The organism is Streptomyces sp. NPDC050147, assembly GCF_040660195.1.
Lineage (GTDB): Bacteria > Actinomycetota > Actinomycetes > Streptomycetales > Streptomycetaceae > Streptomyces.
The window spans coordinates 1-13797 of record NZ_JBFALJ010000010.1 but is presented as its reverse complement, the minus strand read 5'-3'; the positions used below and the strand labels follow the sequence as shown (position 1 = coordinate 13797).

11 protein-coding genes and 2 tRNA genes are annotated in these 13797 nt (G+C 68.7%); 10 read left to right on the top strand and 3 right to left on the bottom strand.

What is annotated here, in order from left to right; all coding sequences use genetic code 11:
• The first annotated feature begins 48 nt into the window (after positions 1-48).
• The 7 genes from gnd (at position 49) to AB0I94_RS17155 (ending at position 8706) form a co-directional block, all read left to right on the top strand.
• Positions 49-933 (top strand): phosphogluconate dehydrogenase (NAD(+)-dependent, decarboxylating), encoded by an 885-nt coding sequence (gene gnd, locus AB0I94_RS17185; RefSeq protein ID WP_363310394.1) that lies wholly within the window; start codon positions 49-51, stop codon positions 931-933.
• A 76-nt stretch (positions 934-1009) separates the two neighbouring features.
• Positions 1010-2131, top strand: a complete 1122-nt coding sequence (gene recF, locus AB0I94_RS17180; RefSeq protein ID WP_363310393.1) for a DNA replication/repair protein RecF — start codon at positions 1010-1012, stop codon at positions 2129-2131.
• A complete protein-coding gene (locus AB0I94_RS17175; protein ID WP_363310392.1) occupies positions 2128-2691 on the top strand; it encodes a DciA family protein in 564 nt (187 codons plus the stop codon). The genes recF and AB0I94_RS17175 overlap by 4 nt, the downstream gene beginning before the upstream one ends.
• 265 nt (positions 2692-2956) lie before the next feature.
• A complete protein-coding gene (gene gyrB / locus AB0I94_RS17170) occupies positions 2957-5026 on the top strand; it encodes a DNA topoisomerase (ATP-hydrolyzing) subunit B (RefSeq protein WP_363310391.1) in 2070 nt (689 codons plus the stop codon).
• Positions 5027-5068: 42 nt separating this feature from the next.
• Complete coding sequence (gene gyrA / locus AB0I94_RS17165; protein WP_363310390.1) at positions 5069-7669, top strand: DNA gyrase subunit A; 2601 nt, start codon at positions 5069-5071, stop codon at positions 7667-7669.
• 18 nt (positions 7670-7687) lie between these two features.
• Positions 7688-8395, top strand: a complete 708-nt coding sequence (locus AB0I94_RS17160; protein ID WP_363310389.1) for a DUF3566 domain-containing protein — start codon at positions 7688-7690, stop codon at positions 8393-8395.
• Positions 8396-8629: 234 nt separating this feature from the next.
• Positions 8630-8706 (top strand) — tRNA-Ile (locus tag AB0I94_RS17155).
• 254 nt (positions 8707-8960) lie between these two features.
• On the opposite strand, the gene AB0I94_RS17150 is transcribed toward AB0I94_RS17155, so the two are convergent.
• Positions 8961-9290, bottom strand: a complete 330-nt coding sequence (locus tag AB0I94_RS17150; RefSeq protein ID WP_363310388.1) for a DUF6344 domain-containing protein — start codon at positions 9288-9290, stop codon at positions 8961-8963.
• Between the two features lie 337 nt (positions 9291-9627).
• Between AB0I94_RS17150 and AB0I94_RS17145 the strand changes: the two genes are divergently transcribed.
• A complete protein-coding gene (locus AB0I94_RS17145; protein ID WP_003999697.1) occupies positions 9628-9756 on the top strand; it encodes a DLW-39 family protein in 129 nt (42 codons plus the stop codon).
• Positions 9757-10060: 304 nt separating this feature from the next.
• Complete coding sequence (locus AB0I94_RS17140) at positions 10061-11524, top strand: hypothetical protein (protein ID WP_363310387.1); 1464 nt, start codon at positions 10061-10063, stop codon at positions 11522-11524.
• Here the strand turns inward: AB0I94_RS17140 and AB0I94_RS17135 are convergent.
• Positions 11511-12866 carry a serine/threonine-protein kinase gene (locus AB0I94_RS17135; RefSeq protein WP_363310386.1) on the bottom strand — a complete coding sequence of 452 codons (1356 nt, stop codon included), beginning with the start codon at positions 12864-12866 and terminating at the stop codon, positions 11511-11513. The genes AB0I94_RS17140 and AB0I94_RS17135 overlap by 14 nt on opposite strands.
• A 48-nt stretch (positions 12867-12914) precedes the next feature.
• On the bottom strand, positions 12915-13463 hold the full coding sequence (locus AB0I94_RS17130; RefSeq protein ID WP_363310384.1) for a DNA-binding protein: 549 nt from the start codon (positions 13461-13463) through the stop codon (positions 12915-12917).
• Between the two features lie 183 nt (positions 13464-13646).
• Here AB0I94_RS17130 and AB0I94_RS17125 point away from each other — a divergent pair.
• Positions 13647-13719 (top strand) — tRNA-Ala (locus AB0I94_RS17125).
• Positions 13720-13797: the final 78 nt, after the last annotated feature.

The following is a 13797-nucleotide window of genomic DNA, read 5'->3' as shown; positions in this document are numbered from 1 at the left end:
CGGGTACGAAGGTGCCTCCACGCCACATCGCTACTTAAGGAACCACTGATGGAGCTCGGTCTCGTCGGCCTCGGCAAGATGGGCGGCAACATGCGTGAGCGCATCCGCCGCGCAGGCCACACCGTCATCGGATACGACCGCAACCAGGACGTCGCGGATGTCCCCAGCCTCGAAGAGCTTGTGGGCAAGCTCAAGGGACCGCGTGTCGTATGGGTGATGGTTCCGGCCGGAGCCGCGACCCAGTCCACCGTCGATGAGCTCGGCGAGCTGCTCCAGCCCGGTGACGTCGTCGTGGACGGCGGGAACTCCCGCTGGACGGACGACGAGAAGCACGCGGAGGAGCTCGCCGCCAAGGGCATCGGCTTCGTCGACTGCGGCGTCTCCGGCGGCGTCTGGGGCCTCAAGAACGGCTACGCCCTGATGTACGGCGGCGACGCCGAGAACATCGCGAAGGTCCAGCCGATCTTCGACGCCCTCAAGCCCGAGGGTGACTTCGGCTCCGTGCACGCCGGCAAGGTCGGCGCGGGCCACTTCTCGAAGATGGTTCACAACGGCATCGAGTACGCCATGATGCAGGCCTACGCCGAGGGCTGGGAGCTCCTGGAGAAGGTCGACTCCGTCACGGACGTGCGCGAGGTCTTCCGCTCCTGGCAGGAGGGCACGGTCATCCGTTCCTGGCTGCTCGACCTCGCGGTCAACGCCCTGGACGACGACGAGCACCTGGCGAAGCTGCGCGGCTTCGCGCAGGACTCCGGCGAGGGCCGGTGGACGGTGGAAGCCGCCATCGACAACGCCGTGCCGCTGCCCGCGATCACGGCCTCGCTCTTCGCCCGGTTCGCCTCGCGGCAGGACGACTCCCCGCAGATGAAGATGATCGCGGCACTGCGCAACCAGTTCGGCGGCCACGCGGTCGAGTCCAAGAGCGAGCACTGATCCATCCACAGCCTGTGCGGGAAACCGTGCGGGGCTGTCAGCAAGTGAAGTAGGCCGGGGGAGGTCGGCGCACACCATGCACGTCACGCATCTGTCGCTGGCCGACTTCCGCTCGTACGCCCGGGTCGAGGTCCCTCTCGATCCGGGCGTCACCGCGTTCGTGGGCCCGAACGGCCAGGGCAAGACGAATCTCGTGGAGGCCGTCGGCTATCTCGCCACGCTCGGCAGCCACCGCGTCTCCTCGGACGCCCCGCTGGTGCGCATGGGCGCCGAGCGTGCCGTCGTCCGGGCCTCGGTCCGGCAGGGCGAGCGCCAGCAGCTGGTCGAGCTCGAACTCAATCCAGGCAAGGCCAATCGCGCCCGCATCAACAGGTCTTCGCAGGTCAGACCCCGCGATGTGCTCGGAATCGTGCGCACGGTGCTGTTCGCGCCCGAGGACCTGGTCCTGATCAAGGGCGACCCCGGTGAGCGCCGCCGTTTCCTCGACGAGCTGATCGTGGCGCGCTCCCCCCGCATGGCAGGCGTCCGGTCCGACTACGACCGCGTCCTGAAGCAGCGCAACACCCTCCTGAAGTCGGCGGCCCTCGCGCGACGGCACGGTGGTCGCTCCATGGACCTGTCCACACTCGACGTCTGGGACCAGCACCTCGCCCGCGTGGGCGCCGAACTGCTCACGCAGCGGCTCGACCTGATCGCCACGATGCAGCCGCTCGCCGACAAGGCGTACGAACAGCTGGCGCCCGGCGGCGGCCCCGTCACCCTCGAGTACAAGCCGTCGGCGCCCGGCGACGGCCATACGCGCGAGGCTCTGTTCGAGCAGCTGATCGCCGCCCTCGAAGAAGCCCGCAAGCAGGAGATCGAGCGGGGCGTCACGCTGGTCGGCCCGCACCGCGACGACCTGCTCCTGAAGCTGGGCCAGCTCCCCGCGAAGGGGTACGCGAGCCATGGCGAGTCCTGGTCCTACGCCCTGGCGCTGCGCCTGGCCTCGTACGACCTCCTGCGCGCCGAAGGAAACGAACCCGTGCTCGTCCTGGACGACGTGTTCGCGGAGCTCGACGTGCGCCGCAGGGAGCGGCTCGCGGAGCTGGTGGCGCCGGGCGAGCAGGTCCTGGTCACGGCCGCGGTGGACGACGACGTGCCCGCTGTGCTCGCCGGGACCCGGTTCACGGTGGCGGACGGCACGGTGGAGCGCGCATGAGCGCCCAAGAGCCCGCCAAGGACACTCCGCAGGGCGCGCCCAAGGAGACGCCGAAGACGCCCGAGCCCTCCGGCGTCGACCTCGCCCGGGTCGCCCTGCGCGCCGCCAAGGAACAGGCACGCGCGCGTGGCGATGCCGCGCAGCAGAAGAAGCAGGCCCGCAGGGGCGGCCTTCGTTCCGGCGCGCGCGCCGACGGGCGTGACCCGCAGCCGCTCGGCTCCGCCATCAACCGTCTGATCACCGAGCGCGGCTGGGAGACGCCGGCCGCGGTCGGCGGTGTGATGGGCCGCTGGCCGCAGATCGTCGGCGAGGACCTGGCCAACCACTGCGTCCCGCAGCGGTACGACGAGAACGAGCGCGTCCTGACCGTCCAGTGCGACTCCACGGCCTGGGCGACGAACCTGCGCCTCCTCGCCCCCCAGCTGGTCGCGCGCCTCAACGAGGACCTGGGCCACGGCACCGTGCGCCTCATCAAAGTCCTTGGTCCCGGTGGCCCCCCGCGCCGCTTCGGACCCTTGCGCGCACCGGGCAGCACGGGCCCCGGCGACACCTACGGCTGAGGCCGTACCGGGTGGTAGCTCGGGGTTGACACCCCGAAGCGCTGAGTGCCGCTGTGAGCCTCCTAGGGCCCCGCTCCGTATATGGGGAGTCGGAGGACGCCGCTTCAGGACGGCACATGCGGACTCAGGTACCGGCAAACCCCCATCACTGTCGGCGCTACCGGTAGACTGGAAGCTAATCGCGCCCCACTCGTGGGGCGCATAGAAAAACGCTGACTATCGCTGAACGACGCAGCCGCTCCGGCCACGGCCGGGTGCTTGGCTTGTGCTGTGCCAGAAAGGGCGCTTCGTGGCCGATTCCGGCAACCCCAACGAGAACATCCCGTCTACCGTCGCTGGCGAGAACGGCGAGGTCACAGCCTTGTACGACGCCAGCGCGATCACCGTCCTCGAGGGTCTGGACGCGGTCCGCAAGCGGCCTGGCATGTACATCGGGTCGACCGGTGAGCGTGGCCTGCACCACCTCGTGCAAGAGGTTGTCGACAACTCCGTCGACGAGGCCCTCGCCGGGCACGCGGACACCATCGACGTCACGATCCTCGCCGACGGCGGCGTACGCGTCATCGACAACGGCCGAGGCATCCCGGTGGGCATCCACCCCGTCGAGAAGAAGCCGGCCGTCGAGGTCGTGCTCACCGTGCTGCACGCGGGCGGCAAGTTCGGCGGCGGCGGATACGCGGTCTCCGGTGGTCTGCACGGCGTCGGTGTCTCCGTCGTGAACGCCCTGTCGACGAAGCTCGCCGTCGACATCAAGACCGACGGCTACCGCTGGACCCAGGACTACAAGCTGGGTGTTCCGACGGCCCCGCTCGCCAAGCACGAGCCGGTCGAGGACACGGGCACCACGGTCACCTTCTGGGCCGACCCGGACGTCTTCGAGACGACCGAGTACTCCTTCGAGACGCTGGCACGGCGCTTCCAGGAGATGGCGTTCCTCAACAAGGGTTTGACGATCAAACTCACTGATGAGCGCGAGTCGGCGAAGGCGACGGCGGGTGCGGACTCGGCCGAGGCCACCGACGACGAGGCCGCCGAGGCCCGCACGGTGACGTACCACTACGAAGGCGGCATCGTCGACTTCGTGAAGTACCTCAACTCCCGTAAGGGAGAGATGATCCACCCGACCGTCATCGACGTCGAGGCCGAGGACAAGGAGCGCATGCTCTCGGCCGAGATCGCCATGCAGTGGAACTCGCAGTACACCGAGGGTGTCTACTCCTTCGCGAACACGATCCACACGCATGAGGGCGGTACGCACGAGGAGGGCTTCAGGGCCGCGCTGACGGGCCTGGTCAACCGGTACGCGCGCGAGAAGAAGCTGCTGCGCGAGAAGGACGACAACCTCACGGGCGAGGACATCCGCGAGGGTCTGACGGCGATCATCTCGGTGAAGCTGGGCGAGCCGCAGTTCGAGGGCCAGACCAAGACCAAGCTGGGCAACACCGAGGCGAAGACCTTCGTACAGAAGGTCGTGCACGAGCACCTCACGGACTGGTTCGACCGCAACCCGAACGAGGCCGCGGACATCATCCGCAAGGGCATCCAGGCCGCCACGGCGCGCGTCGCCGCCCGCAAGGCGCGCGACCTGACCCGCCGCAAGGGCCTGCTCGAATCGGCCTCGCTGCCCGGAAAGCTCAGCGACTGCCAGTCGAACGACCCGACGAAGTGCGAGATCTTCATCGTCGAGGGTGACTCCGCCGGTGGTTCGGCGAAGTCCGGCCGTAACCCGATGTACCAGGCGATCCTGCCCATCCGAGGCAAGATCCTGAACGTCGAGAAGGCGCGGATCGACAAGATCCTGCAGAACCAGGAAGTCCAGGCCCTGATCTCGGCCTTCGGCACGGGCGTGCACGAGGACTTCGACATCGAGAAGCTCCGCTATCACAAGATCATCCTGATGGCGGACGCCGACGTCGACGGCCAGCACATCAACACCCTGCTCCTGACCTTCCTGTTCCGCTTCATGCGGCCACTCGTCGAGTCCGGCCACGTCTACCTGTCGCGCCCGCCGCTCTACAAGATCAAGTGGAGCCGGGACGACTTCCAGTACGCGTACTCGGACCGTGAGCGCGACGCGCTCGTCGAGCTCGGCCGTCAGGCGGGCAAGCGCATCAGGGACGACTCGGTCCAGCGCTTCAAGGGTCTCGGTGAGATGAACGCCGAGGAGCTGCGCATCACGACGATGGACCAGGACCACCGCGTTCTCGGCCAGGTGACCCTGGACGACGCGGCGCAGGCCGACGACCTGTTCTCGGTGCTGATGGGCGAGGACGTCGAGGCGCGGCGCTCGTTCATCCAGCGCAACGCCAAGGACGTCCGCTTCCTCGACATCTGAGTCGGCCGCACAAGCCGCACCTCGAAAGGACTTTGACCAGCAATGGCCGACGAGAACACCCCTGTGATGCCCGAAGAGGAGCCCGCCGTTCCCGGTGTGGGCCTGCGTGTCGAGCCCGTGGGGCTCGAGACGGAGATGCAGCGCTCGTACCTCGACTACGCGATGTCCGTCATCGTGTCGCGTGCGCTGCCCGACGTACGGGACGGCCTGAAGCCCGTCCACCGTCGCGTCCTGTACGCGATGTACGACGGCGGATACCGCCCCGAGAAGGGCTTCTACAAGTGCGCCCGCGTCGTCGGCGACGTCATGGGCACCTACCACCCGCACGGCGACTCCTCCATCTACGACGCCCTGGTCCGCCTGGCCCAGCCGTGGTCGATGCGGATGCCCCTGGTGGACTCCAACGGAAACTTCGGCTCTCCGGGCAACGACCCGGCGGCCGCCATGCGGTACACCGAGTGCAAGATGGCGCCGCTGGCCATGGAGATGGTCCGTGACATCGACGAGGAGACCGTCGACTTCACGGACAACTACGACGGCCGCAACCAGGAGCCGACGGTCCTGCCGGCGCGCTTCCCGAACCTGCTGATCAACGGCTCGGCGGGCATCGCGGTCGGCATGGCCACCAACATCCCGCCGCACAACCTCCGCGAGGTCGCGGCGGGAGCGCAGTGGGCCCTGGAGCACCCCGAGGCCTCGCACGAAGAGCTGCTCGACGCCCTGATCGAGCGCATCAAGGGCCCCGATTTCCCCACCGGCGCACTAGTAGTGGGCCGAAAGGGCATCGAGGAGGCGTACCGCACGGGCCGTGGCTCCATCACGATGCGCGCGGTCGTCGCGGTCGAGGAGATCCAGAACCGCCAGTGCCTGGTGGTCACCGAGCTCCCCTACCAGACCAACCCCGACAACCTCGCGCAGAAGATCGCCGACCTGGTCAAGGACGGCAAGGTCGGCGGCATCGCCGACGTCCGCGACGAGACGTCCTCGCGCACGGGCCAGCGCCTCGTCGTCGTCCTGAAGCGGGACGCGGTCGCCAAGGTCGTACTGAACAACCTCTACAAGCACACCGACCTCCAGTCGAACTTCAGCGCCAACATGCTGGCCCTGGTCGACGGCGTGCCGCGCACCCTCTCCCTCGACGCGTTCATCCGGCACTGGGTGACGCACCAGGTCGAGGTCATCGTCCGGCGTACGAAGTACAGGCTGCGCAAGGCCGAGGAGCGGGCGCACATCCTGCGCGGCCTGCTGAAGGCCCTGGACGCCATCGACGAGGTCATCGCGCTCATCCGGGCCAGCCAGACGGTCGACGTCGCGCGTGAGGGCCTGATGGGCCTGCTCTCGATCGACGAGATCCAGGCCAACGCCATCCTCGAGATGCAGCTGCGCCGGCTCGCCGCCCTGGAGCGCCAGAAGATCGTCGCCGAGCACGACGAACTGCAGACGAAGATCAACGAGTACAACGCGATCCTGGCCTCGCCCGAGCGGCAGCGCCAGATCATCAGCGAGGAGCTCGCGGCGATCGTCGACAAGTTCGGCGAGGACCGTCGCTCGGCGCTCGTCCCCTTCGACGGCGACATGTCCATGGAGGACCTGATCGCCGAAGAGGACATCGTCGTCACCATCACGCGCGGTGGCTACATCAAGCGCACCAAGACCGAGGACTACCGCTCGCAGAAGCGCGGCGGCAAGGGCGTGCGCGGCACCAAGCTGAAGCAGGACGACATCGTCGACCACTTCTTCGTGTCGACGACCCACCACTGGCTGCTGTTCTTCACCAACAAGGGCCGGGTCTACCGCGCGAAGGCGTACGAGCTTCCGGACGCCGGACGTGACGCCCGTGGTCAGCATGTGGCGAACCTGCTCGCCTTCCAGCCGGACGAGCAGATCGCCGAGATCCTCGCGATCCGTGACTACGAAGCGGTGCCCTACCTCGTTCTCGCCACCAAGGGCGGTCTGGTCAAGAAGACCCCGCTCAAGGACTACGACTCGCCTCGCTCCGGTGGTGTCATCGCCATCAACCTCCGCGAGACGGACGACGGCAAGGACGACGAGCTGATCGGCGCCGAGCTCGTCTCCTCGGAGGACGATCTGCTGCTCATCAGCAAGAAGGCGCAGTCGATCAGGTTCACCGCGACGGACGATGCGCTGCGGCCCATGGGCCGCGCGACGTCGGGCGTCAAGGGAATGAGTTTCCGCGGTGGCGACGAACTGCTCTCGATGAATGTCGTCAGGCCGGGTACTTTCGTCTTCACCGCAACCGACGGCGGGTACGCGAAGCGCACCAACGTCGACGAGTACCGCGTCCAGGGTCGTGGTGGCCTCGGCATCAAGGCCGCCAAGATCGTGGAGGACCGCGGAGAGCTCGTGGGCGCGCTGGTGACGGAGGAGACGGACGAGATCCTCGCCATCACGCTGGGCGGCGGTGTGATTCGTACGCGAGTCAACGAGGTCAGGGAGACGGGCCGTGACACCATGGGCGTCCAACTGATCAACCTGGGCAAGCGCGATGCCGTGGTCGGTATCGCTCGTAACGCCGAGGCCGGGCGCGAGGCTGAGGAAGTCGACGGAAGTCTCGTCGTCGAATCGGCCGACGACGAGCCGGCCGCAGGTACGGACGAGGGCACGGAGTCCACGGCCGAGTAGCGCGAGGAGAGAGTCATCGTGAGTGGAGCCACGGACGCCGGAGCGAGTGGAACCGGCCCAGCCGGTACAGACGGTGTCCGTGGCTCCGCCACAGATTCTCCCGACTCGCATGAGTCCCGTGGATCCCAGGGGGGAACCGTGACCGACACCCGAGGGCCGCAGCCGGCTCAGTCCGCGCAGTACGCCGACGAGTCCCAAGGGAGCCAGGGCGCCCAGAACGCCACCGGGGCTCTGCCCGGCGAGCGCCAGCCCCAGAAGCAGGCGTCCCAGCCGTACCACCCGCCCCAGGCCTACCAGCAGGGTTCCCAGACGGGTTCCGTGCGCAAGCCGCGGACGGGGGCGCGCACGACGCCTCGTACACGCAAGGCGCGGCTGCGAGTGGCCAAGGCCGATCCGTGGTCGGTGATGAAGGTCAGCTTCCTGCTCTCCATCGCGCTCGGTATCTGCACGATCGTCGCGGCCGCCGTGCTGTGGATGGTCATGGACGCCATGGGCGTCTTCTCCACGGTGGGCGGCACGATCTCGGAGGCGACGGGCTCGAACGAGTCCAACGGCTTCGACCTGCAGTCCTTCCTGTCGCTGCCGCGCGTCCTGATGTTCACCACGATCATCGCGGTCATCGACGTGGTCCTCGCCACGGCGCTCGCGACGCTCGGCGCGTTCATCTACAACCTGTCCGCGGGCTTCGTGGGCGGCGTCGAACTGACGCTGGCCGAGGACGAGTAGTTCTGTTCCCGGTCCTCTTCCCGGTTCTCTTCTTGTAGCTCGTCGTTCCGAGCTCCATCGCCCCTCCGGTGCTCGACGCCGGGGGTCTTCGCGGCCAGGGTCCCGCCTGCTCAGGGCGGGGCCCTTTCGCGTGTCATCGCCTGTGTGGTGCCCACGGAGGTATCGATTTTGGGACTGGCCCGCACGTGCGCTAATCTTCAGGGGTCAGCGCGCGGGACACCACCGCAGCGCGGCGGGGCTATAGCTCAGTTGGTTAGAGCGCATCCCTGATAAGGATGAGGCCACAGGTTCAAATCCTGTTAGCCCCACCAGCACGAAGGCCCCCAGTCGATTACGACTGGGGGCCTTTGGCATTCACGGGTGACATCGGCCGATGAATAAATCTTCCAGGGATTCGGCGCGCAGTGAGAACGGCTGGCCGGATGCCGGGGCGGCCGGCTCCGCGGATGTCGAGTCCAACAGCCACGCAGAGATGAAGAAGACCCCCAGCCCGTGTCGGCTGGGGGTCTTCCTCATGTCTGTGGGGCCCTGGGGGCGGCGGCCGGGTGGTGGTGGCCGGTTGTGACTACGGTTCCGCGGCGAGCCTGCCCGGATGGGCCTCGGCCTCGATGGCCGTCTCCGTGTCGTCCGTCGGGACGTGGCGGCAGCTGGGCGACGATCCGTGGGCCTCGGCGCGGATGCGCTGCTTCATCGTGGGCGGCAAGGACCGTTCGTACGCTGCCGCCCAGTAGGCCGCGAGCGGGGCCGTCATGGTCGGCGTGCTCTTGCACGTTTCCGTGGCCTGCTGTACCGGCGTGGCCGCCGCTGCCGTCGTGCTGAATCCCAGCGTGGCGAAGAGTGCGAGGAAGGCGGTGATGAGCGTGGTCCACAGCTTCATGGCCTTGGTGCCGGTCATGGCTTCTCACTTTCGGGTTGGGCGATTTGCGTACTTTCCTCATGATGTGTATGTGGAGCCGAGAGTGGGGGACCGACTCTCGTGGCGCGTGGATGTTCAGATGAACACCACCCGTATGGCCGTAAAAGGCCCGTGGAGGGCCTGACGGAGGCCCGGATGGGGTCCGAAGCGGTGAACGGCCGCGGCGGGCCGTGAGGCGCCGGTGAGCGGCGCCCCCCGATTCGACTGCTGTTTCCGGGGCGGGAGTTGGGGCGGATCCAGGTCACCGATCGGTATCGGTCGGTGTGTATAGTCGGGCGCCAGAGGTCCCTTACGTCAAGAAAGACGAGGTCGCGCGGTGAAGAAGCTTCTCCTGGTCGCACTGGCTGCCATCGGCGGACTCCTCGTGTACCGCCAGATCCAGGCGGATCGCGCCGAGCAGGATCTGTGGACGGAGGCGACTGACTCCGTGCCCACGGGTTCGTGAGTACCGACAACAGTCTCTTAACAGGGCCCCGGCCGCTTCTGCGGCCGGGGCCCTGTGCTGTCCGCCGTGCCGCCACCGGTCTGCCCACCGGTCTGCCCACCGGTCTGTCCGCCGTACTGGCCGCCGTGCTGGTTACCGTGCGGTCCGGATCTCTTCCGTCCTTCGGCCGCTCGGGTTTGCTCAGGCAACCCCTCGCCTTGCGTGAGCAAAGGTTGTCGTGGCTGCGCCTGGGCATAGTGGGCGGGACGGCTGCGGCTCAGGGGAGGGGTGGCACGTGATGGGGCGGCTGTGCGGAAGCCGGGCGATGCCGGCCGTGGGGGCGGCGCTGTGTGTGCTGCTGTGCGCGGTGCCGTCGTCTGCGGGGGTGGCCGCGGCCGCGGCGCAGGGTCCGTCGTCGGGCCCGGGCTCGGCCCCGAGTCCGTACGCCTTCTCCGAGCAGGCCGTGGCGGTCGACGGCGCCCTGACCAGCATGGACAGCGAGCGGCTCACGCCCGGCTCGACGTACAAGAGCTCCCTCCCGCGCGGTGCCAAGCTCTACTACCAGCTGCAACTCGACGCTCGCGAGACCGTGTACGTCTCTGCCACCGCCGTGCCCGGGCTCGACGCCAAGGTCGCCTACGGGGACGGTCTGGAGGTGTCCTTGCAGGACACGAACGGCAACAACTGCAACTCCGGAGACGAGCGTTTCGGTACGTCGCAGAGTCCGCGGCCCCTCTCCGCCTGGGCGGTACGGGCGGTCGGCCCCGCCGAGAACCGGTGCAAAGCGGCCGGAACGTACTACGTAGTGGTCGAGCGGAACAGCGACCCCGGTTCCGGTACGGAGACATGGGACACGGAGCTGCGCGTCGTGTCGGAGCCCGAGGTGGCCGAGAACGTCCCCACGACGCCGCCCGAGTCGTGGAACTCCGCCTCACCCGCCCCTCCCGGTGGCGCGCGCAAGATACGCAGGGGCGGCACCGGCTTCAACGACGCCCGCGCGCTGAGGTCAGGCGTCTGGGGCGACCGGATCAGACCCGGCCAGACCCTCTTCTACCGTGTGCCGGTCGACTGGGGACAGCAGATCTCCGCCAGTGCCGAGCTGGGAAGTGCGAGCGGGGGCGGGGGCGAGTACGTCACGTCGGCGCTCGTGTTGTCACTGTCCAATCCGGTACGCGCACGCGTCGACGACGCCACCACGGCCTACGACGGCCAGCAGAAGTCGACCACGCTGGACCCGGCGGCCCCCGTCGCCCACGAGAATCGCTACTCCCCGATCGACGGCGTGGCGGGGACGCGGTTCGCCGGGTGGTACTACCTCTCGGTCCATCTCAATCCGCAGGTGGCCCGGCAATTCGGCAAGGGGGCGCTGGATCTGACGCTGCGGGTGAACGTCGACGGCGCGGCGAAGGCGGGGCCCGCGTACGTGGGGACGGCGCGGCCGGCCGACGAGTTCAGCGTCACCGGTGAGGACAAGGACGCGGCGGCGCGGGGTGAGACGGGTGCCGGCGGTGGTGAGGACGGGAGCGGCGGCGGCGACAGTGACGACGATGTCATGGCAGTGGTCGCTGCCGGCGGGTTCGGGGCCGGGGCCCTGCTGCTGATGATCCTTGGCGCGTGGACGCTGATCGGGCGGAGGAGGGCGGCGGCCGCGGGGGTTGCGGGGGCTGCGGCGGCTGCTGACGCGGCGGCTTCCTCTTCGGCCCAGGGCTCGGCTTCGGGCTCGGCTCCGGGGTCGGCTTCTGGCGCGCAGTACGGGCCGCCGCCAGAGGTTTGGTTCAGATCTGAGTAAGGGCCCAGATGCCCACCGCGAAGCACGCGAGAGCGGCCAGCAGCATCGGGACCGCCACCTTCGCGGGCGGCCCCGGTCGTTTCTGCCGGTGCCCGACCGGCCGACGCTGGAGTGGAGCCCGCGGGGCGTGAGCGGTGTGCGGGGCAGGGTGAGCAGGGGCGGACACGCGGTGCGCCGATGGCGGTACGGACGGTGAGAATGCGTGCGCCGGTAGCTGCTCCGGGAGCTGAGCCGGGGCTTGATCGGGGACGTGAACTGGGACCGGAGCGGGGGTCGGAGCTGGGGGCGGGGCGGCCTGCGGCGGAATCCCCGGCGGCGGCGTCCCCTGCGAAGGCGTGGCCTGCGGTGGTGTGGTCTGCGGTGGCGGTGGCGGTGGAGCCAGCGGGAAGGTGCCGGTCTGGGGTGCGGAGCGGGGCGGGGGCGGTACGGAGGGGGGACTGAAGCGTGGCTGTGGCGGGGCCGTGAGGGGGCCTTCGGGGCCGAATCCCTGGGGGAGCGGGCCCAGTTGATCGAAGATCTCGACGATCTCGTCGTCAGGCCCCGGCTCGGGCAGCAGCTCGGCGGCCGAGTTCAGCGCCTTGCGCGCGCCCGTGGCGGTGCGGAACCGCGCTTGCGGGTCCGGCTGGAGCAGCGTGGCGACGACCTGCCACAGCGGCTCCGGAACACCTCGCGGAGCCGCAGGTGTGCCATGCGCGGCGAAGTGCTCGATCAGGGCCTTGGCGTCCGGCTTTGCGCCCTGCAGCAGATAGAGGGCGACGAGCCCCACGGCGAAGAGGTCGGCGGTGAAGTCCGGTTCCGCGCCCAGCATTTGCTCGGGCGCGAAGTAACCGGGAGTGCCCACGACATGGTTGGTTTCGGTCAGCCGCGGCTCGCCCATCCGCATCGAGATCCCGAAGTCGGAGAGCCGCAGATGCGGGCGCGCGGTGCCGGTGGCTTCGAGCAGGATGTTGGCGGGCTTGATGTCACGGTGCACGACCCCCTCGGCATGCACCGCGGCGAGCCCGGAAAGCAGCTGGTCCAGGAGCGTGCAGACCAGGCGGGGCGGCAACGGGCCGTAGTCCCCGATCACATGGGCCAGCGAGCCGCCGGCGACCAAGGCCATGGTGAACAGGACCTTGTCGTCGTCGGCGGCCCAGCTGGCGGGCGCGAGCACATGAGGGTGGTCGATCCGCAGCGCCTGCTCCCGTACGAAGCGCAGCAGTGCGTGCGCGTCGCTCTGTTGCAGGACCTTGGCCGCCACATACCGGCGTCGCCGGTGGTCCCAGGCCCGCCAGACCGCTCCGACTCCCCCACGGCCGACCGGGTCGACCAGTTCGTAGCGGCCCGCGAAGACCTCACCCATGGTCGCGCATCGCTCCCCCTCCGGGCCGCCCGGTGGCCCGGCCGACGCTCAGTTCTGGTGCGCCTCGTAGTGCGCGACGGCGTCCGCGGTGCGTCCGGCGCCGTATACCCGGAGGAACTCTGCCAGTTCCGGGTGGGTCGGGGCGAGGGAGTCCGCGGCATCGATGATGTCGCCCGCCGCCGAGACGGAACGCAGCAGCGACTGGATCTCGCGTACCACGCGCTTCACCGTGGGCGCACCCGAACTCGTCGTCGACTGCGAGGTGTTGGTCAGGACGGAGCCGCCCTGGGACTTCTTGATCTCGTCCATGCGGTCGGTGGCCTCGGCGGCGCTCACACTGCCGTCGGCGACCTGGCCCGCCAGCTCCTGGAGGAGCTGTACGCGCTGGACGACCGCGGGGTTGCCGATCTTGGCGCGCTGCCCGCTCATCAGCTGGGACAGCATGGGCGCGGACAGACCGAGTACGCCGGCGAGGCGTGCCTGGTTGAGGCCCAGATCATCGATGAGACGACGGAAGAGCGCCCCCAGCGGCTCCCCGTACCAGTTCCGCTGGAGCTCTCGTGCTCTCGCGGTTGTCTCTTGTTGTGCGGCGTCCATTGCGTCTCCCCATCGCTTCCCCAAAAACCGTGGTTCGCTGCCGCGAACCACGCCGAGCATCTTACGGAGCGTGGTCGTTCACCGGGACCCCCAATCCTTTTGCGAGATCCGGGGGGAGACCCGGTACTCTGGTCTGCGTTGCCCACCGGAACGAGGTTCCTTCCGGCTGTGCGCACCGTTTTCGGGGCCTTAGCTCAGTTGGTAGAGCGCTGCCTTTGCAAGGCAGATGTCAGGAGTTCGAATCTCCTAGGCTCCACAGAAACGCCGTAGGGCGGGATCACCGACTCCGTGGAGCCGGTGATGCCCGCCGTGTCCTGGCTGAACGCCTGCGCGC